General features: G+C 44.0%; 17 protein-coding genes. 10 read left to right on the forward strand and 7 right to left on the reverse strand.

Translation table 11 applies throughout. The annotated features are described in order from the left end of the window. Positions 1-123: 123 nt before the first annotated feature. Positions 124-1,272: a DmpA family aminopeptidase gene (locus NZ848_RS16340; RefSeq protein ID WP_259016410.1), complete on the reverse strand. Its 1,149-nt coding sequence runs from the start codon at positions 1,270-1,272 to the stop codon at positions 124-126. A 452-nt stretch (positions 1,273-1,724) separates the two neighbouring features. Here NZ848_RS16340 and NZ848_RS16345 point away from each other — a divergent pair, with 452 nt between their 5' ends. The 8 genes from NZ848_RS16345 to NZ848_RS16380 all read left to right on the forward strand — a co-directional run bounded on the left by NZ848_RS16345 (position 1,725) and on the right by NZ848_RS16380 (position 13,013). Then, positions 1,725-2,264, forward strand: a complete 540-nt coding sequence (locus tag NZ848_RS16345) for an RNA polymerase sigma factor (protein ID WP_101725791.1) — start codon at positions 1,725-1,727, stop codon at positions 2,262-2,264. Positions 2,265-2,398: 134 nt separating this feature from the next. Then, a complete protein-coding gene (locus tag NZ848_RS16350; protein WP_259016411.1) occupies positions 2,399-5,788 on the forward strand; it encodes a SusC/RagA family TonB-linked outer membrane protein in 3,390 nt (1,129 codons plus the stop codon). A 21-nt stretch (positions 5,789-5,809) separates the two neighbouring features. After that, positions 5,810-7,450 carry a SusD/RagB family nutrient-binding outer membrane lipoprotein gene (locus NZ848_RS16355; RefSeq protein ID WP_259016412.1) on the forward strand — a complete coding sequence of 547 codons (1,641 nt, stop codon included), beginning with the start codon at positions 5,810-5,812 and terminating at the stop codon, positions 7,448-7,450. Positions 7,451-7,538: 88 nt separating this feature from the next. Next, positions 7,539-8,891 (forward strand): purple acid phosphatase family protein, encoded by a 1,353-nt coding sequence (locus NZ848_RS16360; RefSeq protein ID WP_259016413.1) that lies wholly within the window; start codon positions 7,539-7,541, stop codon positions 8,889-8,891. Between the two features lie 211 nt (positions 8,892-9,102). Further along, on the forward strand, positions 9,103-10,392 hold the full coding sequence (locus NZ848_RS16365) for a hypothetical protein (RefSeq protein WP_259016414.1): 1,290 nt from the start codon (positions 9,103-9,105) through the stop codon (positions 10,390-10,392). A 42-nt stretch (positions 10,393-10,434) separates the two neighbouring features. Beyond that, positions 10,435-11,790 carry a PhoPQ-activated pathogenicity-related family protein gene (locus NZ848_RS16370; protein WP_259016415.1) on the forward strand — a complete coding sequence of 452 codons (1,356 nt, stop codon included), beginning with the start codon at positions 10,435-10,437 and terminating at the stop codon, positions 11,788-11,790. Positions 11,791-11,946: 156 nt separating this feature from the next. After that, positions 11,947-12,159 carry a hypothetical protein gene (locus NZ848_RS16375; RefSeq protein ID WP_259016416.1) on the forward strand — a complete coding sequence of 71 codons (213 nt, stop codon included), beginning with the start codon at positions 11,947-11,949 and terminating at the stop codon, positions 12,157-12,159. Then, the gene (locus NZ848_RS16380; protein ID WP_253527229.1) at positions 12,156-13,013 is read left to right on the forward strand and encodes a glycerophosphodiester phosphodiesterase; all 858 of its coding nucleotides are present in this window, start codon (positions 12,156-12,158) and stop codon (positions 13,011-13,013) included. The genes NZ848_RS16375 and NZ848_RS16380 overlap by 4 nt, the downstream gene beginning before the upstream one ends. Here the strand turns inward: NZ848_RS16380 and NZ848_RS16385 are convergent. From NZ848_RS16385 to NZ848_RS16395, 3 genes are all read right to left on the reverse strand, one after another. Next, positions 13,010-13,408 carry a hypothetical protein gene (locus NZ848_RS16385; protein WP_259016417.1) on the reverse strand — a complete coding sequence of 133 codons (399 nt, stop codon included), beginning with the start codon at positions 13,406-13,408 and terminating at the stop codon, positions 13,010-13,012. The genes NZ848_RS16380 and NZ848_RS16385 overlap by 4 nt on opposite strands. A gap of 89 nt (positions 13,409-13,497) precedes the next feature. Then, positions 13,498-14,661: a CPBP family intramembrane glutamic endopeptidase gene (locus NZ848_RS16390; RefSeq protein WP_259016418.1), complete on the reverse strand. Its 1,164-nt coding sequence runs from the start codon at positions 14,659-14,661 to the stop codon at positions 13,498-13,500. A gap of 2 nt (positions 14,662-14,663) precedes the next feature. Then, on the reverse strand, positions 14,664-15,971 hold the full coding sequence (locus tag NZ848_RS16395; RefSeq protein WP_259016419.1) for a photosystem II biosynthesis protein: 1,308 nt from the start codon (positions 15,969-15,971) through the stop codon (positions 14,664-14,666). 153 nt (positions 15,972-16,124) lie between these two features. On the opposite strand from NZ848_RS16395, the gene NZ848_RS16400 reads away from it, so the two are divergent. Both NZ848_RS16400 and NZ848_RS16405 read left to right on the forward strand, forming a co-directional pair. Beyond that, positions 16,125-18,791, forward strand: a complete 2,667-nt coding sequence (locus tag NZ848_RS16400; RefSeq protein ID WP_259016420.1) for a glycoside hydrolase family 2 protein — start codon at positions 16,125-16,127, stop codon at positions 18,789-18,791. A 5-nt stretch (positions 18,792-18,796) separates the two neighbouring features. Then, on the forward strand, positions 18,797-21,145 hold the full coding sequence (locus NZ848_RS16405; RefSeq protein WP_259016421.1) for a hypothetical protein: 2,349 nt from the start codon (positions 18,797-18,799) through the stop codon (positions 21,143-21,145). Between the two features lie 178 nt (positions 21,146-21,323). Here NZ848_RS16405 and NZ848_RS16410 read toward each other — a convergent pair whose 3' ends face one another. From NZ848_RS16410 to NZ848_RS16420, 3 genes are all read right to left on the reverse strand, one after another. Next, positions 21,324-22,487 carry an AraC family transcriptional regulator gene (locus NZ848_RS16410; protein WP_253527199.1) on the reverse strand — a complete coding sequence of 388 codons (1,164 nt, stop codon included), beginning with the start codon at positions 22,485-22,487 and terminating at the stop codon, positions 21,324-21,326. Between the two features lie 149 nt (positions 22,488-22,636). Next, positions 22,637-23,890, reverse strand: a complete 1,254-nt coding sequence (locus tag NZ848_RS16415) for an MFS transporter (protein WP_253527196.1) — start codon at positions 23,888-23,890, stop codon at positions 22,637-22,639. A 116-nt stretch (positions 23,891-24,006) separates the two neighbouring features. Further along, on the reverse strand, positions 24,007-24,867 hold the full coding sequence (locus tag NZ848_RS16420) for an ROK family protein (protein WP_253527174.1): 861 nt from the start codon (positions 24,865-24,867) through the stop codon (positions 24,007-24,009). Between the last annotated feature and the right edge of the window lie 251 nt (positions 24,868-25,118).

The following is a 25,118-nucleotide window of genomic DNA, read 5'->3' on the forward strand; positions in this document are numbered from 1 at the left end:
ACTATTAACAGTGAAACTCTGTGTTTTAGCTCTGAACAACTCAATGGTATAAAACTTGTTTAGAACCTTTTCGCGGAGAATCACTGAGTTTTGCACGGAGTTTCACCGGGTGACTAAGTTGTATTACTCTTTTAACCGATTAAATTTCTTCATCGCAGCCTTTAGCTTGTCATGCGGAATGGCGAAGTATTTGTTTCCGTTGATTCCCTCCATGTCTTCGGCTGCTATCAGGGCATTGATGATGGCCTCTTCTGTGGCCTCAACGGTAGCTTTAAAAAGAGGGTCCAGATGTCCTTTTGGTATCACCTTCCATTGCTCTTCCGTATTATCCTTATTATATATAGGCGAAGCCGTTGAAAAAGCCAGGAAAATTTCTCCTGAACCGTGGTGCGAGTAAGTGCCTGTACGGGCTATGCCGTGTGTTACCCGTTTGGCCAGTAATTTAAGCTGGCCGGCCAGCAAAGGCGCATCAGTGGCCACTATGGCAATAATAGAACCATCCTTTCTTTTGTCGCGGTTGAGTATGGGCATAAAATCCTGTATTTCTTTACCTATAGGTACACCTGCTACGGTCAGTTCGTCTCTTCTACCAAAGTTGGCCTGTACAAAAACTCCCAGGGTGTATTGTCTGGATGCAATCGTAAAAACCCTTGATGCCGTTCCGCTGCCCCCTTTAAAACTGTAAAGCGCCATGCCGGTGCCGCCACCCACGTTGCCTTCTGCCAGGCTGCCTGTTTTGGCGTTGTCGAGTGCCTCCCAGACGTGTTCTTTTTTTACGTGCAGGCCGTTGATGTCGTTCAGTATACCATCATACGTTTCACCCACTACGGGTAGCCCAAAAGAATAGTCAACAAAATCTCCTTTCGAAAATCTTTTAAAGCACCATTCGCCTATGGCGTCTTTTACTATACCCACACTGTTGGTGTTGGTAATGCCTATAGGGCCATAACCCAGGCCAAAGTCTTCGATAGAGGGCAGGCCGGTAAGTTCGCCATCGCCATTCAAAGAAAACCATGCGGCAGGATAACCCGCATCTGTTTTACCTTTGGGTAGTATTACGGTTACTCCGGTACGAACAGGCCCTTTCCCTGTTTGCAGTTCGCCTTTTCCGGTTATAAGTGTTTTGTAGCCTACTTCTACACCTGGCACGTCGGTAATGGCATTAAAGGCACCCGGGTTACCATTAAATGGTATGCCTAATTGGCGGGCACGGGGTTTCTGTGCTGCAATGGGCAGGCTTAATAAAATAAAGGCAAAAAGTAGTTTACTCATCGGGGTTAATGTTTAGCGGCAATAAAGATAGCAGAAATGTTGAGGCTCTGAAAAAAAACGCAAATTGAGGATGTGCGACGACGCAATTTTATAAAACTGTTAATAAAATATAGCCCAATTTTAGCGTAAAGTTAATAAATAGAGGCCTTGCGCTTTTTGAGGATTATTTTACGTAATATGCGAATATAATGTTACGAAATCCTTGTACATTTATTTCATAATTATTCAGCCATACAATTTCAGAATGTCTCAGCAGCTTTTGAACTGCCGGTTCAGGAGTCAGAATAAGAATTAATCAACAATTTTTTTGCTTGTATTTTAGAATTTTGCGTTAGCACGGAGCAGCAAAAATACGGCTTTTTCTGATTGGTATTATTGGACGAATAATTTGCATTTATTAATGTTTCTTTTTTTACCTGAAATTACAATCTATCCTAACTTTAGCTAACATTATGGAAGCACTCGATCACATAATTATGAAAGTCGCGGCCGGAGACAGCAAGGCTTTTACTAAATTATATAATCACTATAAAGAGCCGGGCATCCGGTTTTCTATGGCCATTATAAAAGATGAGGAAGAGGCAGAAAATATGTTACACGAAGTTTTTATCAAGATTTGGAACCGCCGTGAGCAGATTAATCCGGAGCTGAACTTCAACTCTTACATTTTCACCTGCCTGCGAAACATGGCTTTTGACTACCTTAAAAAAATGGAGCGCAACCAGTTGCTTCAGCATCAGTATATGCAAATGATGGCCGATGACCACGGGAGCGATACTGACGCCGAAGAGGCCAAGATAGTTTTGCTCCGCAATGCAATGAACAGCCTTCCCGCTAAACGAAAGATGATTCTGAAGCTGAACGTAGAAGACGGTAAATCTTATCAGGAGATTGCTGAAATGATGCGTATATCAAAAAATACAGTTAAAAATCAGCTTGTGAAAGCCAAACAGTTTTTGCGCGGTAGCATTGATATGACATTGGCACTTTAGTATATCCACCTTCTTCATAATTAAAAATTTAATAATTTAAACAGAATAGTACATTTCACCACTTGATGAGTAATTCAGTAAAAACTAATTAAAACTTGAGTTACAATTCAATCTTCACTTAAAAAACACATATTATGAAGTTAAACTTTACTCTCCGAAGCATGCTTAGGGGTTTGGTTCTTTATGGATTCCTGTTGGGGGTATGTGCTCCGGCGGTTTGGGCACAAACCCGGGTCGTAACAGGTAAGGTAACCGCCAAAGAAGACGGTACGGCCATGCCCGGTGTTAACATTGCATTAAAAGGAACCCAGCGCGGAACAAGCTCTAATGCCAATGGTACTTACTCTATTGAAGTAAGCGGTAGCAATGCAGTTCTGGTTTTCTCGTTCGTGGGTTATCAGGCCATTGATGTGCCTGTGGGCAACAGAAGTACAGTAGATGTAGCGCTTGAACTTAGCTCTGAAAGCCTGAAAGAGGTGGTAGTTACCGCCCTTGGTATCAAACGCGAAGAGAAATCGCTTGGTTACTCAATAGGTAAGGTAGATGGCAAAGACCTGGGCCGTATCTCAAACGAAAACGTTTTGAACGCCATGGCCGGTAAAGTGGCCGGTGTGGCTATTAATGCCACTGGTGGTACGGGTTCGTCTGTGAGTATGGTTATCAGAGGTGCCAAGTCTTTGAGCAACGACAACCAGCCACTATTTGTAATTGACGGTGTACCTATCATTAACACCCTTAACAACGTAAGCCAGATTGGTGGCGACAACCGTGTTGACTACGGTAACGCAATATCTGACTTAAACCCTGACAACGTAGAGAGCGTGTCTATCCTGAAAGGGCCAAGTGCAGCTGCGCTGTATGGTTCAAGAGCGGGTAATGGTGTGGTGCTTATTACAACCAAGAACGGTTCAAAAGCTAAGAAACTGACAGTTAACCTTACTACCAATACCGTTTTTGACCAACCGTACCGTTTCCTTGATTTCCACCACAAATTTGCTACGGGTATCCTTCCTTTCACGCCAGACAAAAACCCGTATCCGGGTGGTATCCTTCAGATTGAGGAAGGTGGCGCAGGCGGTGTAGGCCCAGAGCTTGACAAAGGTTACAAGGCTATTCAATGGAACAGCCCTAAAGATGCCAATGGCAAGTCTATTCCGACCGAACTGGTTTCTCACCCTAACAACGTAAGAGATTTCGTTCAAACAGGTATTACAACTACCAATGGTATTTCAATCTCTAACAGTAATGATTTTATTAACTACCGTGTGGCGTATTCAAATATGACCAACCGTGGTATCATTCCTGGTTCAGACTTATTTAAAAACTCATTGGCGGTTGCTACTTCAATGAAGTTAAGCAATAAATTAAGATTAAGCACTAACATCGATTTGAGCCGTAACAACTCTAACAACCGCCCTGCCGGTGAAAGAGGCTCCAACCCATTGCAATGGGCGTATGCGTTATCTCCTCATATTGATATCAACGAGCTGAAAGACTACTGGGTGCCGGGTCAGGAAGGTCTGCAACAAAAATCGCAGTCGGCCAAAAACTTCAATAACCCATGGTTCCTAGCTCATGAAGTGAAAAACGCTTTTGAAAGAAATCGTTTGTTCGGAAACATGAAAGCTGATTACCAGATTACTCCTGAGTTGAGTTTGATGGCCAGATATTCATTAGACAGCTATGGTGAAAACCGTGAAACCAAAATTGCTAACAGCTACACAGCTGAGCCTCGCGGTGCTTATGGTATCAACAACCTTAGACGTTTTGAAAGTAATGCTGACTTTTTGGCTACATATAACAAAAATGTAAACGACCTTTCGTTAACATTCTCTGCCGGTGGTAACGTTCGTAACACCAAGTACTCAGACGTAGTCAACCAAAGCCGCAACGGTACCGGCCTTATTATTCCGGGCTTGTTTACGCTTCAGAATATTGCTCCTGCAAACTTATTGTACACCAGCTATTATTCAAAAAAGATGGTGTATAGCCTTTACGGTACTGCAACTGTTGGTTTCAAAGACCTTGTATTTGTTGACCTGACAGGTAGAAATGACTGGTCAAGTACCTTGCCTTCTGCAAACCGTTCTTATTTCTACCCTGCTGCTTCGGTGAGCTTATTGGCCAACGAATTGTTTGCCAACTCGTCGCCAAACCTGAATATGTTGAAACTGAGAGCCGGTGTAGCACAGGTAGGTAATGACACCAACCCTTATGCCTTGCTAAACACTTTGGGTAGTAACGAAGCATGGAATGGTATCACCCGTTTGTCTAAATCAGGTACTATCCTGTTACCAGACCTGAAACCAGAGATTGCTACTTCTTATGACCTGGGTGTTGACCTGACCATGTTTAAAAACAAATTGCGTGTTTCGGGTACTTACTACATGGTTGAGAACAGAAACCAGATTATACCAACCAAATTGCCTCCGTCGTCTGGTTATACGTCTAAAAACATCAACGCTGGTTTGTTAGTTAGTAGAGGTACCGAAATTACTGTGGGTGGCACGCCACTTGAAAGAAACGGCTGGAGATTGGATCTGACAGCTAACTTCTACAGAAACAGAACAGTTATTAAAGAATTGTCGCCGGGTATTGACTTCTATACCTTGTGGACAGATGCTAAAGGTGGTGCCTGGACATACGTAGGTGAAACCGTTGGTGATATTTATGACTCAGAACTTGTTACAGTAAAAGACAAATCGTCTCCATACTACGGATATCCGATTCTTGATTCTGACGGTTCATGGCAGGCAGTAAGTGCCAGCAACAGCCGTAACAAAATCGGTAACTTCAACCCTGATTTCATCCTTGGTCTTCAAACTTCATTGAGCTACAAAAACTTTAGCCTGAACATGACGTTCGACTGGAGACAAGGTGGCGACTTTGTTTCGCAAACGTATCGTTATGCTGAATCTGACCTTAAATCACAACGTTTCCTTGATAACCTGATTAACCCTAACGGTTTATCTGGCCAGGCGCTTCGCGACTACCTGGTTAACAACGACCTTGTGCGTGTAGTAGGTAACAAATTCAACATTGTGGGTGGTCCTACTGCCGAGTATGGTGGTTTTCCTTTCACTTACGGTGGCAATACCTACCCTTATGGTGTGTTTAACCCTGGTGTAATTGCACAGTATGACGAGTCTGGCAAAGTAGTAGGTTACACAGAAAACCTGGGTGGCCCTGGTACCAAAATTATTCCTTACGGCGACAACTACCCTTGGGATTTCACAAGAGCTGCCATGTTTGATGCATCGTTTATCAAATTAAGAGAAGTGTCTTTGGGCTATGAGCTTCCATCTGGCTTTGTAAAAAGATTAGGTCTGCAAAGTGCCAATGTATCAGTTTACAGCCGTAACATCATGCTTTGGACAGCCGCGAAAATCGGTGTAGACCCAGAGATGGCGTACCAGCCACAAGCTAGTGCACAGGCAGGTACTCAATTCAAACAAGGTATAGAAAGATATAACGTAATGCCTTGGGTTATGCCGGTAGGCTTTAAGTTAGGGTTGACTTTCTAAAAAACTTAAACTCTGAAATCAATGAAAACCAGTTACAAAAAAATAATAGCATTAGTCTTTCTTTTTACGGGCTTCTTTTCGTGCGAAGATTTGACAGAAGTAAACAAAAACCCCAACGGGGTGCAGCCTGATTTGGTAAACCCTAACCTGGTATTGCCAACGGTGCTTACAGAAGCCGCAAAAATTTATGTTAACCTTGGGTATCAGGATATCGCCGGTGTGGTTCAACACACGCAAAAAGATGCCTGGTCGTCTGGTCATAATGATTATGACTGGGGTGGTAACCAAAGCTGGAGTGCCTACTACGACATACTACGCAACAACCAGTTGGTGTATGACCGCGCCGTAGCGCTTAACCTGGAGTATCATCAGGGTGTGGCACTGGTAATGAAGTCGTTCATGTTTGGCTTAATTACCGACTTGTGGGGTGATGCACCTTATACCTCTGCCCTAAAAGGTGAGTTAGGTAAAACAGAAGATATTCTTCCTTCGTATGATAGCCAGGAGGCTATTTACACAGGTATTCTGGCCGATTTGGAAAAAGCCAATACCTTGTTGTCGAAAACCAAAGCTGAGTACTCAAGCATAGTTGATAACGTTGACGTTTATTATGGCGGAGACCCAACCAAATGGAGAAAATTTGCCAATTCGCTTGCTCTACGTTATTATATGCGTATCTCATCAAAAAAACCAGATGTAGCTAAAGCGGGTATCGAGAAAATTGCAGGTAATGCAAGCCAGTACCCAATCATTACATCTAACTCTGACGATGCCACTATGGGCTTCCCTGGTACCAGTGATGCAACCTCTTGGCCTGCCAACACCGTTTATGATGTGAGTGGAAGTAACTACCGCCGTATTAAAATGGCTGCTACATTGGTAGAGTCATTGCAGGCAAAGAAAGATCCTCGTCTGGCTGTATGGGCTAATAAAGTTGAGATTCCGTTGGTGGTTGATGCAAGCTTACCTGCAGGAACCGATAAAATTGAAGGTGGTAAAAGATATTTGTCACCGGATAAAGTTGGTAATACGCTTATTGACACCGATCCTGATTATGTAGGTATACCTACCAGTTTCTCAGCATTGCCGTCTGCTTATAACCTGAACCCGACACCGGGCCAGACATCGTTCAACCCACATGTTTCGTTCCTGAACGATATCTATAAAGCAGCAACAGGCTCTTTGTTGAAAGCACGTTTGATTTCTGCAGCGGAAGTAAACTTTATATTGGCTGAGGCCGCATTGAAAGGCTGGTCGGCAGGTGATGCAAAATCACGTTACGAAGCAGGTGTAAAAGCTTCATTAGCTACCTGGGGTGTAAGTGGTGCTGCCACTACTTACCTTACCAATGCAGGTGTTGCCTACGACGGTACTTTGAAACAGGTATTAGAACAAAAATGGATTGCCAGCTGGACAGCCGCTACAGAAGCATGGTTTGATTTCAGAAGAACAGGCTTCCCGGCTCTTAAACCAGGCCCGGCAGCTAAACGCCAGGCAATGCCTTTAAGATTCTACTACATGCAGGACGAATTGAATATTAATAAAGCCAATGCCAATGCTGCACTTGACAGACTTGAAACTACAAGTTTTTCTCAGGCAGACGGTAAAAACAGTGCGTGGTCAAAACCATGGGTTGTTCAGGGAACAGGTAAACCCTGGTAATTATAGATTGTTTTGAAAAGAAGTGGATTAGGGGTGGTTTTTTATAACCGCCTCTAATTTTTAATTATTTAACACAAACCTCTCAGATATGCATAGTATCAGAAAAAATGTGGTAAAGGCTCTTTGTTTTTTTATTTGCAGTAATACTTTCCATACGGCTTTTTCACAGACACACAAGCATCCACACGACCACGCGAGGTCGTTGAATATGGACGTAAAAGTCCTTTTTCCTTCTGCCACGCCAGACAGAATTATCCTGAATCTGACAGCAACGCCTGAAACCTCAGTAGCAGTAAACTGGCGCACAGATTCAACCATTAACAAAGGCGAAATACAGTTTGCCCAGGCTACAGATGGTACGCAGTTTCAGAAAAACATCCGCACCATTAATGCCATTTCAGAAAATCTGAAAGTTAAATACCCGAACGAACCCGAAATAAATGCTTATTACCACTCGGGCGTTATTGAAAACCTTCAACCGGGTGCCTTGTATGTTTACCGGGTTGGTTATGACAAGCACTGGTCAGAGTGGTTTCAGATGCGTATGCCTGGTAATAAGCCCGGCAGGCCGCTCTCGTTTCTTTATTTTGGCGATGCCCAGAATGACGTAAAGTCGCAATGGTCTCGTGTTATCAGAGAAGCCTACAAAACCATGCCTGAGGTATCGTTTATGTTGCATGCCGGAGACCTGATAAACCGCCACGACCACGATGTTGAGTGGGGTGAATGGTTCTATGCGGGTTCTTATATTCATGCTACCGTACCTAGTGTAATGACACCCGGTAACCACGAATATGGCAAAGGGAAACTGTCGCCGCAATGGAGACCCCAGTTTAACCTGCCTGTTAATGGCCCGAAAGGCCTGGAAGAAACCTGCTATGAAGTAAATTATTCAGACCTGAAGGTGATTTCGCTGAACGCCGAAGAAATTGATGAGTCGGAACACTTTGCTAATGCACAGGCCAAATGGCTTGATTCGGTACTTACCAATAATCCTCGTAAATGGACCGCCATTACCTTGCACTATCCGTTTTATTCAACCAAGCCTAACCGCGATAACATTGAGCTGCGCAAGCGTTTCAAACCCATTATTGACAAACATAAAGTTGATATTGTATTGCAAGGCCACGACCACGCCTACGGACGCGGCGTAATAAGTAATTCGGTAAACGGACAGGGCAATAAAAATCAGGCATCAGGAACGGTGTATGTGGTTTCGGTTTCAGGGCCAAAGATGTATGATATATCTAACGACCCCTGGATGAACCGCAAAGCCAGCAATACACAGTTGTTTCAGATATTAACAGTTGAGGGTAACTCGCTTTTATATAAAGCCTTTACCGCAACCGGAGAGCTTTACGATTCTTTTGAATTGAAAAAACAACCCGGCAAACCCAATGTACTGGTTAATAAAATTCCGAAAACACCAGAGAAGAACTAACCCAAGAAGTGATGTTAAAAACAGGGGATAGGCCATTGGCTTATCCTTTTTTTATTTCAGAAAAGTAAGCGTTTTGTCAAAAAATATATGCCGGTTAATAGCCTTTTTAAATAGCAGGGTAGTATATTGAATGGTTTGTTATCAGAGCTGGAAAATATTGTAAATCAGCCTGATACTCACCGCCCGAAAGAACTTAATGCCTATGATTAACATGAAAAAAATTGCCATCTGTTCAACCCTTTTTATAATTTGTTTTTTAAGTTTATCTGCAGCCATTGGGCAGACCCTGAAAGTGGGCGCTGCTCTGCGGGTAATTACCCCCAACCCTTTGTTGCCGGTGTCGGGTGGTATTGGTACACCAAAACCGAGTACCCAGAAAAAAGGTGATTTATATGCGCGTGTCATGGTGTTTGAAAAAGGAACAACCCGCATTGCCATAGTAAACGTTGACAACCTGGGCTGGAGCTCTATTTTGGGTAATAAATCACGCGCTTTAATTAAGGGCATACCTGCTGAAAACATTCTCATTGGCGCAACTCACACACATAGTGCGCCTGATGCCTATGCTTTTCCGGATGCATCCGGAAAATCTTATGCTGATTTGAAATACCTGGACTGGTGCGTGCAGCAAATAGCAGATGCCGTAAATGAGGCCATCAGCAAGCTGGAACCCGCCTCATTAAAAATAGCGGTTGACGAGGCCAAAGGTAAAATTGCTTATAATTATTATGCACCGGCTTTATATGACCCACGATGTGGCGTAATACAGGCCATTGCTACCACCGGCAGCCGGCAAGGCAAAGCCATAGCGACCTTGGTGAATTATGCAGTTCACCCCGAAGTGATAGGCTCAGGTAGGGGTATCCTGAGCCCTGACCTTTGTGGCCCTCTTTATGACCGTATTGAGGCCAAAGCCGGGGGCATTGCTTTGTTTATGAATGGCGCACAGGGGGGAATGGTAACTGCAGATACCCGCCTGGAATATGGCAAGGAAGGCGAGGGCCAGAAGGAAGCCAACACCTGGGACGAATGCATAAGAATAGGAGAGTTGCTGGCAGATGAAGCACTACGCATTGTTGATAAGGCGGCTGTATTGCCTAATCCTGATATTTACTGCGTGGCCAGGAAAATTGAGTTTCCTGTCGATTCTCAGATGATGAGGTTTATTCTGAAAAACTCTCCATTGAAGTTTACATTTGAAAAAGAAAACATAGTAAGTACACAGTTGAACCTGCTCAATATTGGCCCTGCGCAGATACTGACTATACCCGGTGAGGCCCTGCCTAATATTGGTTATTATGTAAAACGCAATATGAATACCCGGCTTCCGTTTTTGTTCGGGCTTACCAACGACGCCTTCGGTTATATGCTTACCAAGGTTGATTTCAACAGTTTTAAAAGATATGAATACGTGAGCCGCACCAGCCTGGGCGAAATGACCGCCGAAATTTATATGGAGCAGGCCATTAAATTAGTAAAAGAAAGTCCAAAACCTCAATAAATATATTAACAGGAATTTAAACAAGCTCTAAAAACCTAAAATATGAAAAGCACCTTTCTGAAATTTGTTACTCTTTTTACTCTTGCTGTTGTAACTACCGCAGGTGTGTACGCTCAGGGTTCTGTTACCCCCGAAACTGCCTTGAAAAGCTATGTGAATAATGGCGACAAAACCTATAAGTGGGAAGTAAAAGACTCACTTACCAAAGACAACGTTACTATGTATAATCTGGTGTTGACGTCACAGACCTGGAGAAAAATTACCTGGCGACACCAGTTGACTATTTTTGTACCAAAAGTAAAGCAATATGATGGTGCCCTGTTGTTTATTACAGGTGGCTCAAATAAAGACGAGCAACCCAACTGGTCGAAAGACGACAGATTGTGGCCGTCGTTATCAGCAACTGCCGAAAAAACCAAAGCCATTGTGGCTTTGATAAAGCAGGTGCCTAACCAACCTTTGTATGGCGACCTGACCGAAGACGCACTGATATCTTATACCCTGCATAATTTCAAAAAAGACAACGATTACACCTGGCCATTGTTGTTTCCGATGGTGAAGTCGGCTGTTAAGGCAATGGACGCCGTTCAGGAATTTGCCAGGAAAAACAATAACTTTGCAGTAAATCGCTTTGTGATTTCGGGGGCTTCGAAACGCGGATGGACTACCTGGTTGTCTAGCGCTATTGAAGACAAACGCGTTGTAGGTATAGGCCCAATGGTAATTGATATGCTGAATATGCCTGCCACACTCGACTACCAGTTTAAATCTTATGGCGAATACAGTATCCAGATTGAAGATTACACCAAGCTGGGTATTCCGCAAAGTACAGATTCAAAAGAAGGCAGAGCGCTTACAACCATGATAGACCCTTACTCGTATCGTAAGAAACTGACCATACCAAAAATTATCTTTATTGGTACGAACGATGAATACTGGACGGTAGACGCTATCAAACATTATTATGACCAGATTCCGGGTAAGAACATGATTCATTATACGCCAAATGCAGGGCATGACCTGGCCGGTGGCAAACAGGCTTTTGAATCACTTACTGCCTTTTTTGGTCTTACATTAATGAACAAGGAGTATCCGGCAAGCACCTGGACCACCACCAACGGTAAAGAGGGCGTAGAACTTTCAATTAACGCTTTGCAAACAGACCTGGTTGGTGCAACGGTATGGTACACAACGTCGTCAGACCTTGATTTTCGTAATAATCTGTGGCAAAGCCACAACCTGAAACTGGCCAAAGAACCGGTTATTAAAGCAACCCTTCCTTATGCCAAAAAAGGTTATGCTGCTTATTATGTAGACTTAAAGTACAAAGACCCCAACGGGGGCACTTATACGGTTAGTACCAGAGTGTTTCTGGTAGATAGCAGCAAAGTGTTATAATAAGCATGAAGATTAAATGGGTACATAGTATAAAGCCCCTTCCTTAATTAGGAAGGGGCCATTTCACCGGTCATTAACTGCCGGAGGGAACGCAGGTAAACAAAATTGAAGTACCTTAAATAATCGCAAAATCATTTTCAACCGTCAGATGTAGGTATGGAGCGTTCACGTCCGGAATACTTAATGGATAGATTACTAAACAGTAAACTCACACAACCGGAGTTGGAAGAACTACTGGCGGGTATTGGTGAACACGAGATGTCGCCCGAGTATTCTGTTATTCTTGAGCGGTTTTTTAATCAACTTCTGAAAGATTCCCACACGCTTCAAATCATTGATTCTGAAAAAGACACAGAAATTTCTTCATGAAATCATCGTTATTAATTCTGTCTTTGTCGCTTAGCCTGTCAGTTAGCGCCAAAGATTTTTCATTAACTCACAAGACAGGCAATGCGCAGTCTGACTCATCAAAAATTCTGAAAGAAAAATACCAGTTGCACCTTTCAGCACACAGGGGTAACTCGGCTCTGGCACCAGAAAACACCCTGGCGAGTTTTAAAGCCGTAATGGAAATGGGAGTAGATTACATAGAAATTGATGTAAGAACCACCAAAGACGGCCAACTGGCTATTCTGCATGACGGAACACTGAACCGCACCACCAATGGTACCGGACCCATGAAGAATTATACACTCGACGAATTAAAGCAGCTTTCGGCAGGTAAAGGCTGGAAAGAAGCGTTTAAAGATGAGCGTATACCAACACTTACCGAAACCGCTGCTTTAGTGGCGCAGTGGAACAAGGCACATAAGCACAAAACCCATTTGTACGTTGATTGCAAAGACGTAGCACCTGAGCCTTTGGTAAAAGAACTAAAAGCCTATAATTTATTAAAGGATGCGGTATTTTATGGGTCAGACGATTTCCTGCTGGCACTAAAGACGGTGTATCCGAAAGCTAAACTGATGCCCTCTCTTGATAAACCGGAGGAGATTGCAGATAAAGTTGCAAAACTGAAACCCTATGCCTTTGATGTTCGCTGGACAACCCTGAACGAAACCTTGGTAGCAGAAATACACAAGCATGGTGTAAAGGTCTTCTCTGATGTGCTGGGTTTGTTAGATACCCCTGCCAACTACAAAAAAGCCACAGCTATGAAAGTAGACCTGATTCAGACTGACTACGTCCGTAAGGTTTACAAAACCCTGTTAGAAAACAATTAATTAAATTTCGGCCGGCTCTGGTTTCTTCCAATTAAAATTAGTACCAGGCCGGCTGCCACGCATACCAGATGCAAAGGGTGAAGCATTTCAATCATAATTACCTGAATGGTAATCCAGGTGCAAAGAATAACTCCCTGAACCCAAACTGCCCAGGCGAATTTCCGGGGGTTGGCTAACATACCCACAAAAGCAATTAAACTAGGCAGCCCGTTAAAAACAAGCAGGCCTAAACCGGGTATCAGAAAGTCCTGAAAGGGGCTTTGCTCTAAAAGGCTAACCCATATCCGCATACTGCTTCCGTCCGGGCGGGTAATTAATTTCCACCCGCCATAGATGGCGCCAAGGCCGTTAAGCAATAATAGTATCGAGGCTATAGTACTCTGAAAAGCTTTCATAACTTCTTTTTTCAAATTTGCCTGAAGGCATTTGAAAACGTTATGAGTAAGCTCAGACCTGTACCTGATAATAAGTAGAATTTAAGAATCTATCGTAGGCCGTCAAGGGCAAATAAAAATTCTGAAGAGTTAACCAGTGTATGCACCAGCGCTGCATAAAAAACATTTCGGGTTTTCAGATAAGTATATCCATAAAACCAGCCCGCAATACTTGCCAGCCCTACAAAAATAATTGAACCGGCATGAAAATGCACCAGCCCGAAAAAAATGCTGGTTATAGCCAGCGCAGTATAAGTGCCTTGTGATGTTTTACCCGATTTCTCAATCAGATAAGCCGCTACAAACAGTAAGCCGGTAATCAACAAGGGTAGCCAGAACAGGCTTTTGTCCATCAGATACCCCGTTAAAAATGCCAGCGCGGCAAAAAGCACCAGACTCCATTGCCAGAATGGTCTCCAGTTTTTATACTGCCCTATTTTCTTTGCCAGCATATTCTGTATCAATCCTCTGAAAAACAATTCTTCAAACAAAGCTGTGCCTAAAAAAACGCGTATCATGTTTCTGAGCCCCTGGGCAAAACCTTCTTCTGCGAACGCCTCTGCACCTGATAAATTCAGGAAACCCGAAGCATAGGCAATGAGCCATACCAAACCCAGAAAACCCAGCCAGCATACCAGGGCTATGCCCAGTGCTCGCCATTGAAAAACCGGATAAAAGCCAATGTCTTTTATGCCCCTTACAATGCCAAATGCATAAAACGCCAGCAACATAATTACCAGCTTATAAACAGAGCTGAAACCATTGCCATGCACTGGCAGGCTGGTATTGCTTTTAAAAGATATAGAAACCGACGGTATAAGCAACAGAAGCAGAAATACAAAATCAGACCAGACGATATAAGTCTTTTTAAATGCCAGAAAACCAAGAACAGGAAATAACGCAAAAAAAGGAAACAGCGCTGCTGAACCCTCAAGCGGTGAACCGCCATGATAAATGATGTAAATGTATAGCAGGGCAATCAGACAGTTCGGAAACAGCAGGGTTTTTTCGGTGCCAGCCTTCAAATCGGTGGTAAGTTGTGCAGCTACGCCCTCGTTTCCCAAAGTAAACAGCAGCAGGTGCAGCAGCACAAAACACACGCTTGCCATCAGCAATTCGTTCAGGGGTTGGTCTTTGTTGAAATACAAAAACAGCGCGAACAAAATGCCCGTAATAATAAACCCTGAACGAATATGCTGAATATAATTTTTCATTTTTATTTGGCAGTTTCTTCAACTACTTCTTCTCCAAATCTTTTGTGGGCTCCTTTCAGTTCATCATGCGAGCTTTTGGCAATAAATGCCAGCACGGCAATAAATAAGGCCACCCATACCATTTTAACAGCCCATTTACTGCCGTCAATGTTTCTGTTGCTGAACGTCGGCTGTGTTTTGCCTATCAGCAGTATAATGGCTATCAGGTTAAGGGTGTATAAATATTGCTCAACGCGGTAAGTACTAAAAAACGCACCTGTAATTATATAGCTGAACACAATATAAATGCCCAGATAAACCACAAAAAAGGTTTGAATTTCTTTGTAAGTATAGGTAACCGAAGCAGGCCTGTGGTTATAGTACTGATAAAAGCTGAACACCGCCAGAATCAACACCAATACAAGACCGCTCCATTCGGTAACGGCAAATAGCGGGCTGCCATCTATTATACCAATCTCAATCAGGGTTGCATAAATGCGTTTGGTGTCAAAATTCTGTTGCCAGACGGTAAACGGAATAATGAGTGAGAGCATCAGTATCGGAAAAAACTGATTGGCTTTCTTTTGTTGTGGTTCTGATGTCTCCCATTTAGAAGTAAGTGTTCCGTATGCCATGCCTAGCCCGCCGAAGAAACCCAGGGTGTATTCCATCACATTCCAGAAATTAAATTTAATGCCAGAAACCCCGCCTAAAACCTGAAAGAAATTACCGAGTGCAAACCCAAACCCACCGCCTAAACCAGAAAAAACAGCCACTCTGATGGCCGAGGTCTGCTGGTGGCGAATCATAAACCAGGTAAGCGCAACAGCCATACCAAAGCACACCGCCCACATTTCAGAGCGCGGTGGAGTCATAAACCACTCAAACTCATAAATCATGAAGTAGTAAAACATAATTCCGCCTACCACCATTTCAATAGTCAGGTTTACCCATTTAACTGGGTTTTTGGCGGTACTCGATAACGACAGCCCGAACAGCCCGCCACCGATGTATCCATAAAGGCCACCTATAACAAAAAGCATCATGAGGCCGTAATAGGTGTTTATAAAATCAGAAGCTCTGCCATAGCCTACTACTATGCCGTAGCTCATAATACCACCAATACCCCAACCGAGGGCACCTGCCAGGGTGGCACTAAATACTTTGCTGTACCAGTCGCCTCTTTTGGCTACCATTATCAGGCTCAGGCATCCGATACCTCCGGCCCAGGCGGCGCCATGCTCATGCCCGAACTGCCCACGGATAGCCCAGGCTGTTCCGAGCGATAGGGCAACAACCAGCATGCTGAAATATAATTGTCTGTCTTTCATTTGTTTAGGTTAATATTGAAGGTTGTACAGAATTCTTTTACTATACGATACAAGCCATTGAAAAGACTATTACAGACCATATATTTTGCATGGCAATAGTCCGAAACCTAATTTTACAAGTATAAATCAGAAAGTAAATCAAGCACAAACAATATGAATAAAAGATGGAGTTTGCTTTTGGGTATGCTGGGCAGCGTCTGGTTGGCCGGTTGCAGCCCTAAAGTAAAAGTGGAAGAAAGAACACTGACCGACAACTGGTCTATTGCCTCAACCAAAGAGACTGCTGCCGATGCCAAAAGTGTGTCGGAGCAATTAATAAACCCCGATAAGTGGGTGAAAGCCACCGTGCCCACCACGGTTTTAGGTGCATTGGTAGAAGCCGGCGTTTATAAAGACCCTTTTATGGGCAAAAACCTGGAAAACATACCCCGTGCACCTTTCGAAAACCCCTGGTGGTTTAGAAATACATTTACTATTGACGACCTGGACACCGCAGAAGAACAACTGGCCTTGCATGTAGATGGTGTAAACTATCGTGCCAATTTCTGGCTGAATGGGGTGAAGATAGCATCGCAGGATACCCTTTTCGGCGCTTTTCGTCAGTTTGAAATTGACATCACCAAAGCAGCCAAAGATGGCGAGAATACCCTTCTGGTAGAGGTGTTTCCGCCTAAAGTAAGAAATTTCTACATGGGTTTTGTTGACTGGGCGCCTACACCACCCGACCATTATATGGGTATTTACCGCGATATAAGGCTGAGACGCTCAGGCAAGGTATCTATGAACGCCACATTTGTTGCCCCAGACCTTGACCCTAAAGATTTAAGCAAAGCCAGCCTTACGGTAAGCACAGAGTTAACCAACCATACCAACGACGCTAAAACGGTAGAAGTAACCGGTACGATTGAGAACATCAGTTTCAGCAAAAGTGTAAAGCTGGCCCCTAAAGAGCGCAAAGAAGTGAGGTTCAGCGCGGCTGATACCAAAGAACTGCTCATTAAAAACCCTAAACTCTGGTGGCCTAACGGGCTGGGTAACCCTGATTTGTATACACTGAATATGGAAGTGAAAGAGCAGGGCAAATTATCAGACAAGCAATCGACCAGATTTGGTATCAGAAAGATAGAAACCTACCTGAACGATAAAAACGTGCGGGGCTATAAAGTGAACGGCCGTGAAGTATTGATTAAAAGTGCTGGATGGGTAGACGATTTGTTTTTGCGTTACATGCCTGAAAAGGATGCAGCGCAGATACGATACGTGAAAGAAATGAACCTGAACTCGCTCAGATTTGAGGGCGTATGGGGGAATAACCATCATATATATGATTTGTGTGACGAAAACGGTATTTTGTTGATGGTGGGCTGGAGCTGCCAGTGGGAATGGCCTGATTACCTGGGGCTGGAATTGAAAATAAAACCCGGCGATGAAAACTTGCCGATTAACGAAGGAGTAGATTTGTATTCGGTAAAACTTACACCTGATGAAGAAACGTTGTTGTCAAACTACCTGCGCGACCAGGTGAAGTGGCTGCGTAATCACCCAAGTATTTTTACATGGGCAGGCGGTAGCGATGCCATGCCGAAACCTTCGCTTGAAAAACGTTACCATGAAACCCTGAAACAATATGACCCTACACGTCCGTTCTTGATTTCGTCGGGCGAGTTTACCAGTACCATTACCGGTAAATCGGGTATGAAAATGAATGGCCCTTACGAATACGTGCCACCGGTTTACTGGTTTGAAGATAAAAAGCTGGGTGGGGCATTCGGGTTTAATAGCGAAACAGGCCCCGGGCCACAGGTGCCGCCTGTAAGCAGTATTAAAAAGATGATACCAACGGCTGATTTATGGCCACCGGATAACAAGATGTGGAACTACCACTCTGGTCGTAAAGATTTTAATACAATTGGTGTTTACCTAAACGCCATGAACAAACGATATGGCGCACCTGCTAATCTGGACGAACTGGCTCTGAAAGCGCAGGTAATGAATTATGAAGCCATAAGGCCTATGTTTGAAGCCTTTGTAATTAACCGCCCTGTGGCAACGGGTGTGGTGCAGTGGATGCTTAACTCGCCCTGGCCAGAGTTTTACTGGCAGTTGTACGACTACTACCTGATGCCAACCGGCGCTTATTATGGTACCAAAAAGGCCTCTCAGCCGGTTAACATCATTTACGATTACTATAATCATACGGTGCATCTGAGTAATGATACCCGCACAGCTTTAGATGGCGTATCTGCCGAAATCAGATTGTTCAATAAAGATTCAAAACAGGTATTTGCTAAGACAGAAAAGGTAGCAATGGGCGAAAACTCGACCAGAAAATGGTTGAATGTACCAGAACTGACCGGAAAGAACGAAGTGTTTTTCCTTGACCTGAAATTGAAAAACAGTAAGGGTGAGGTAATTGCAGATAATTTCTACTGGCTTGCCTCACAGAAAGACCAGTTAGACTGGTCGAAGTACTTCTGGTTCTATACGCCTCAGAAACAATATGCTGACTTTAATCCATTAAATACCTTGCCGAAAGTTCAGCTGACAGCCGAGAAGACTGTAAAAGAACTGAAAGACGGAGAATTTGAAGTAACGCTTAAATTGACTAATGCCACAGATAAGCTGGCTTTCTTTACAGAAGCAGAACTGACCGATGGCAAAGAGGCGGTTACACCCGTTTTCTGGTCAGACAATTACGTGTCTGTTCCTCCAAAAGAGAGCAAAACTATTACTGTGAAATACAATAAAAAAGACCTGAAAGGCGGTAACCCGGTTATAAAAATACAAGGTTACAACCTGTCTAAATCAATCACCCTTTAAAACTTATGAATCGTCCATCTATTCGCCTTTTTACTTTTTTGTGGCTGCTTTGTGTGGCAGCCACAGCCCAGACCATCACCATTAAGAATGCAGGTATTGCCGCTTCGGGTTCTATCCCGTCGCCGGTACGCGAAACCACCCTGCGAATGCTTACCGAAGAAATTCAGAAGCGCACATCTATTGCTTTAAAGCCGATAGCAGCGTTACCTAAAAACAACGAATATGCCATTGCATTGGTCTTGTCGGGCGATAAAACCTGGCAAGGCAGAGCCATTCCGGTTGGGGCAGACAAAAACGGACCGGAGTTTAAGCCTGAAGGTTTCAGGGTTGTATCTGAACTGACCGACAAAGGAGGTATCTTGTGGGTAATAGGCGCCGACGCCCGTGGTGTATTGTTTGGGTCTGGCTGGGTGTTGCGCAAGGGCATATTTGCCCCTAAAAGCATTCAGTTGCAACAAAAAATTAATGTGGCGTCTTCACCGTCCTACCCAATCAGAGGGCATCAGCTGGGGTACAGACACACTGCCAATTCTTACGATGCCTGGACAGTGGCACAGTTTGAGCAGTATATCAGAGAACTGGCCATTTTTGGTTCTAATGCCGTTGAGGGTATTCCGTTTCATGAAGACGAAAACCCAAGCCCGCACTTCAAGATATCTGCCGCCGAAATGCGCGTCAAAATAAGTGAGATTTGTAAAGCCTATGACCAGGATTACTGGGTATGGACTCCCGTTACCTTTGATTTGCATGATACCCAGAAACGCACAGCTGAACTGAAAATGCACGAGACATTCTATAAAGAATGCCCAAGGCTTGATCATATTTTTGTACCGGGCGGAGACCCCGGCGATAACCACCCGAGAGAAGTTTTGCCTTTTCTGAAAGAACTGCACGAACGCCTGGTAAAATACCATCCCAAAGCTAAAATATGGCTTTCGTTGCAAGGCTTTAGTGTAGAGCAGGTAGATTATTTTTATCAGTATCTGAAAGACAAGAAACCAACCTGGTTGCAGGGGGTGGTATCTGGCCCGGGCAGCCCGTCTATGGCAGAAACCCGCTACCGCCTGCCCAAAAATTACCAACACCGCGAATACCCCGACCTTACCCATAACGTAAGAAGTGAGTTTCCGGTAAGACAATGGGACCAGGCCTATGCCCTTACCCTGGGCAGAGAAGCCTGCAACCCGCGCCCTTATGAATTTGCGGCTATTCAGTCTGCTTATGCACCTTTTACAGATGGCTTTGTGTCATATTCTGACGGTTGCCATGACGACATCAACAAAATGGTGTGGAGCATGAAAGCCTGGGACGCACAGGCAGATGTAAGAGATATTCTGGTTGATTACAGTAACTTTTTCTTCGGTAATAACCTGGCAGATAACATGGCCGATGGCATTGCCGCCCTTGAAAATAACTGGAAAGGCCCACTGGCGCAGAATGGTGGTGTAGAAGCCACATTTTCATTCTGGAAAAGCATGGAGGCTTCGGCCACACCTCAACTTTCTGAAAACTGGCGCTGGCAGATGTTACTGCTACGTGCTTACTATGACACCTACACGCGCCGCAGATTAATTTACGAACAAGGGCTTGAAAAACAGGCCAACACTTTGCTGGCCGATGCACCTAAAACCGGAGCAGACAAAGCCATGAACGCCGCCCTGGAGGTGCTTGCAAAGGCTGACAATGCTCCGCAGAATACTGATTTGCGCAAAAAAATTGAGCAATTGTGCGAGACTTTGTATGCTTCTATCGGCTTGCAGACCAGCGTACCCAAACACAAAGCCAAAGGCTATGAGCGTGGGTGTTTGCTTGATTTTGTAGACTACCCGCTTAACAACCGCTGGTGGGTGGAAGACGAGTTTAAAAAACTGAAACCACAGCTTGCCGACAGCAGTGCCAAGGTATTGGCCAGGCTTTACGTTATCAGTAAATGGGAGAACCCGGGTGCAGGTAGTTTCTATGACGATGTGTCGAGCATCAGCAAGGGCCCCCGCGTTAAAACAATTATTGACGACGCCACCGATGTTGCCTGGTGGGATAACGGCTTCAGCCGCACACGTCTTTCTTCGCAAACTTTCCAGAAAGCACCAGAACTGACTTATGATAACCTATCGCCGGATGCGCGTTACATCATCAGAATTGCAGGTTCAGGCGAAGCTCTTCTGAGGGTAGACGGAAAAAGACTGGACCCAGTACTTTATAACCGTGAAAATGAGACATTTAAAGAATGGATTGTGCCGTTGAATCTGAGCCAGGACGGAATTATTAATGTTTCTTTTGATGTACCGGAAGAGTCTCACCTCAACTGGCGTAAACACTCGAAGATTTCAGACATCTGGTTGCTGAAACAATAAACGCAAGATAGCCTTAAGGGGCAGGCTTATAATGACGAGAATCCCGCAGGGAGCGTATATTAAGAAAACGATTTTTTAATATACAATCCCTGCGGGATATTGTTTTTATTCAGATACTAATGAGCAATTTTAAAAAACAGGAATAGATTGATATCTAATAAGGTAAAACCAGCTACTTCTACTTACCGGCCAGATACCGGTTACGGTACTCAATGGGTGTGCAACCTTTCACTTGCCTGAACTGCCGGGCAATATTTTTGCTGTCTGTAAGGCCCATATCCAGCGCAATTTCAAACACAGTCATGTCTGTTTCGCGTAGTTTCTGGGTTAGCTTCTCAATTCGCAAATTGAAAATATACTTGTAGATGGGTAATCCGGTTATGTACTGAAAGCGTTTCTCTAATGCACGCCTTGACAACGGTACCTGTTTTACAACATCGTCTACCTGCAGGTTTTTATCTATATTCTGGTGAATAAATTTGAGCGATGCCGCTATGTAGTCATCATTGGTAGCGTAAATGTCTGTCGACTGGCGAGTAACTACCTGTGTAGGCTTCACAACAATATCGTAGTAGTTAGCCGTGCCGTTTTTTATCATGTGTTCCAGCAGCCGGGCGGCGTCGTAACCGCCTTTTTCGGCATCCTGGCCAATGCTTGATAGCGGGGGGTCAGAGAACTCACAAATCATTTCATCGTTATCTACTCCTAACACAGCCACTTCTTCCGGAATACGTATTTGCGAGTGCCTGCATGCTTCAGTAATGTGCTGCCCCTGGTTATCGTCGCAGGCCATCAGGGCAATGGGTTTGGGCAAAGATTTAAGCCACTGGCTCAGCGAGCTGGGCTTGTAGTACCAGATTTCGGTAGAACGAGCCATGGCGTGTTCAAAATAATGAACCTTGTAACCAGCTCTGCTGATGCGCTCTTCATAGCCTTCAGCACGCTCGCGCGACCATACAATGTCTTTAAATCCATAAAAAGCAAAGTTCTTGAAACCCTTCCGCAGAAAATACTCGGCACCCATTTCTCCGGCTTCCTTGTGCGCCCCGGTTATATTGGGTATATCGGGGAAGCGTTCCTTGAAGTCCTGTGCAATAACCGGAATACCCGCCTCAATGAATTTTTCAACGGCGGGGTCATTGTAGAGCTGCCCGATAATACCATCGGCGCCCCATTCAAGGGCCCATTCCAATATCCCTTCCATCCCGATGGTTTCACGCTGAAAGAGCGGCATCCGGCAGAAAATCCAGGGGCCGTGGTCTTTAGAGTATTTGGCAATGCCTTTCAAAAGAGCCTTGCTATACTCTTCAGCAAAGTCAATTAAAAGTATGATTTTATACATAGTAATAAATTTCCCTAATCCACAAATCTAATGTATCTGCTCCGGTAATCAGCACAATCTCTACTAAAAACTAAAGAGACGCAAGAAATGCGTCTCTGGCATAGTAAAAATATATCCACCAATCATAATTTCAAAGTTAAATGCCCTTACTATTTAAGTAAATCTTTCCAGCTTTTAATTGTGGCATTAGTAACCAGCGGTTTGGCCCAGAAACCAATGCTTAATATATAGCCCAGGGTTATCAATAGAAACAGCATTCCGAAGCGCAGCCCGAATATTTCGCCCAGGCCACCGATAATCACCGGTACAACGGCTCCACCGGCAATACCTGTACATAAAATGCCCGATAACGTGCCATGATGATACGGCACCGAATTAAGCGCAAGAGAGACCACAATTGACCACATAACCGAGGCAAAGAATCCGGCTGCCGGGAATGCATACAGGGCAACTTCAAGTGGGCCGAATAAGCCTGCAAGTAATGAGATAATGGCACCAAGCGTAAAAAATATAAGAACCTTGCGGCTGTCGATAAATTTCAGAAGAACCAACCCTAAAAAGCAACCGATGGTAAGCAGACCCCAGAAGTAAGAAATAACTGACGCCCCAAGCGTTGTAGGGTCTACATTATGGTATATCTGCAAGAACTTGGATGTCCAGTTGGCAATTCCCTGCTCGGTGCCTACATAACTGAATATGCCCAGAAAAAACAGCCACACATATTTATTACTCAGCAGCTCTTTAAATGCCTTACCGGTGTCTATTCTCTCGTCGTCTTTCAGTTCTACTTCCGGAAATTTAACAAACCAGACAATGATAACCATCAGAAGTGCAATGATGGAGAAGGTCCAGTAAACAGATACCCACTTTAAATCGGGGCTTACAAGGCCATTAAGTGTTGATACAATAAAGTTAGGATTTGGGTTGGTGTGCACATTCTGCACATAATAGCTGTAAAGCATAGGGCTCAGGAATGACGCACCACCAAAAAACAACTGGCCCATTACCGAGTTGAAAGCAAAGTTTTCTTCACCGCCCGAAACTCTTAGAAGCGGGTTAATTACCACCTGTAGCATAGCCATGCCAAGGCCAATAATAAACAAAGAAACAAGCGCTACCGAAAAAGTGGGGTTTATGGCAAACAAAAGAGCACCTGCAAAGGCCAGAAAAAACGCCAGTAGCAGAATGCGTTTTTCGCGATATTTTTCAACGAGGATTCCGGACGGAATAGAAGCAACGGCATAAGAAACAAAAAAAGCAAACGGCAAAAAACCCGACCAGCCGAGGCTGAGGCTGAAACTCTTGGCGATGTCTGGTATGATAGCCCCAAGAATATTACTCAGAAAAGAGATAACAAAGAATATAAATAGAATCAGAACTACAATAAATGTTTTACTTTTCATACGGGTGCCTTGTGTTTGTCAAATTGTGGTTTTTAAAGGTAAGCATTTGCCTTTGAAAACAAAAATCAAATGCCTGTACCTATGAGCAGATAAGCTAACCAATGTCCGCTTTTCTGTTATCTGTCTTTCAGCAAAACGTTGTCGTAGTTGTTCGGAATCAAAGCTGCTGCGCCCAGTAATGAGATGTTTTCATCTTGTGAAACAAATATTTTCAGGCGTTTGAGTGATTCCGGAAAAGAGAAGTCGCCCAATGCATGGTACATGCCCTTTTCAAAGAATGGATAAGCCTTTGACAGCGAGCCACCCAGCACAATAGCCTGGGGGTCGTAGGCATACATAATGGTTTTAATGGCCGTACCCAAGTGTTTGCCGAACTGGTCCCAGAGGTCAATGGCTATTTTATTGCCTGCCATTGCAGCATGGTTGGCTTCAAGGGCAGTTATGCCATGAATGGCCTCAAAGAAATTGTTACTGGTGTAATATTCCAGATTCTGGTCCAGATAAGGCAGCAGGCCTATTTCTCCGGCACCGCAGTTATTACCCACATACAACTGGTTATTGATAATAATACCCGAACCCAGACCCGTACCTGTTGTAACGCCAACTACTGAGCTAAAACCCTGAGCCAACCCGAAGCGGCTTTCGCCCAGCGTAAAGCAGTTTACGTCATTGTTAACAAAAACCGGAACGTTAAATTCTTGCTGAAGAATATCTTTTAAGTCTACCTTTTTCCATGACGGAATATTGGTTACGTCATAAACTATTCCTTTTTCTGTGTCTACTACAGAGGGCACTCCGATGCCGATACTGTTTACGGAATAAGCCATCAGCGGCTTAATCAGGTCAATTAATTGTTGTAGTGTGGAAGAAAGAGAATCTTTGTCTTGCAGCAAAATTGTTTCCTGCTTAATAACCGCGCCATTCATTTCGACACCGGCTTTAATTTTTGTTCCTCCCAAGTCAACCCCTATATTCATAGTCTTTAGATTTTAATTTCCATTGGTTTAATTTTCTGTGGTTTAATGTAAGTTTCTCCAATGGCTTATAGTTTTTTTATGGCGTGTGCTTGTAGAATTTACATACAGTTACAATACTTTATACCTTAAAAAAGATACCATTGTAAAACGGGGGAATTTTATTTTTTTGTTGAGAGGTTTGCCTGTAAAATAACCTGTCTTTTTTGTAAAGTGCATAAATACAGGCGGTTGGGGTTGGTTTGTTGCTCGGA

This window comes from Emticicia fluvialis, assembly GCF_024793945.1.
In the GTDB taxonomy this organism is placed as follows: domain Bacteria; phylum Bacteroidota; class Bacteroidia; order Cytophagales; family Spirosomataceae; genus Emticicia; species Emticicia fluvialis.

Coding starts and splice junctions, on each gene's coding strand:
- NZ848_RS16340 (WP_259016410.1), bottom strand. CDS start 1,272: ATGAGTAAACTACTTTTTGCCTTTATTTTATTAAGCCTGCCCATTGCA.
- NZ848_RS16345 (WP_101725791.1), top strand. CDS start 1,725: ATGGAAGCACTCGATCACATAATTATGAAAGTCGCGGCCGGAGACAGC.
- NZ848_RS16350 (WP_259016411.1), top strand. CDS start 2,399: ATGAAGTTAAACTTTACTCTCCGAAGCATGCTTAGGGGTTTGGTTCTT.
- NZ848_RS16355 (WP_259016412.1), top strand. CDS start 5,810: ATGAAAACCAGTTACAAAAAAATAATAGCATTAGTCTTTCTTTTTACG.
- NZ848_RS16360 (WP_259016413.1), top strand. CDS start 7,539: ATGCATAGTATCAGAAAAAATGTGGTAAAGGCTCTTTGTTTTTTTATT.
- NZ848_RS16365 (WP_259016414.1), top strand. CDS start 9,103: ATGAAAAAAATTGCCATCTGTTCAACCCTTTTTATAATTTGTTTTTTA.
- NZ848_RS16370 (WP_259016415.1), top strand. CDS start 10,435: ATGAAAAGCACCTTTCTGAAATTTGTTACTCTTTTTACTCTTGCTGTT.
- NZ848_RS16375 (WP_259016416.1), top strand. CDS start 11,947: ATGGAGCGTTCACGTCCGGAATACTTAATGGATAGATTACTAAACAGT.
- NZ848_RS16380 (WP_253527229.1), top strand. CDS start 12,156: ATGAAATCATCGTTATTAATTCTGTCTTTGTCGCTTAGCCTGTCAGTT.
- NZ848_RS16385 (WP_259016417.1), bottom strand. CDS start 13,408: ATGAAAGCTTTTCAGAGTACTATAGCCTCGATACTATTATTGCTTAAC.
- NZ848_RS16390 (WP_259016418.1), bottom strand. CDS start 14,661: ATGAAAAATTATATTCAGCATATTCGTTCAGGGTTTATTATTACGGGC.
- NZ848_RS16395 (WP_259016419.1), bottom strand. CDS start 15,971: ATGAAAGACAGACAATTATATTTCAGCATGCTGGTTGTTGCCCTATCG.
- NZ848_RS16400 (WP_259016420.1), top strand. CDS start 16,125: ATGAATAAAAGATGGAGTTTGCTTTTGGGTATGCTGGGCAGCGTCTGG.
- NZ848_RS16405 (WP_259016421.1), top strand. CDS start 18,797: ATGAATCGTCCATCTATTCGCCTTTTTACTTTTTTGTGGCTGCTTTGT.
- NZ848_RS16410 (WP_253527199.1), bottom strand. CDS start 22,487: ATGTATAAAATCATACTTTTAATTGACTTTGCTGAAGAGTATAGCAAG.
- NZ848_RS16415 (WP_253527196.1), bottom strand. CDS start 23,890: ATGAAAAGTAAAACATTTATTGTAGTTCTGATTCTATTTATATTCTTT.
- NZ848_RS16420 (WP_253527174.1), bottom strand. CDS start 24,867: ATGAATATAGGGGTTGACTTGGGAGGAACAAAAATTAAAGCCGGTGTC.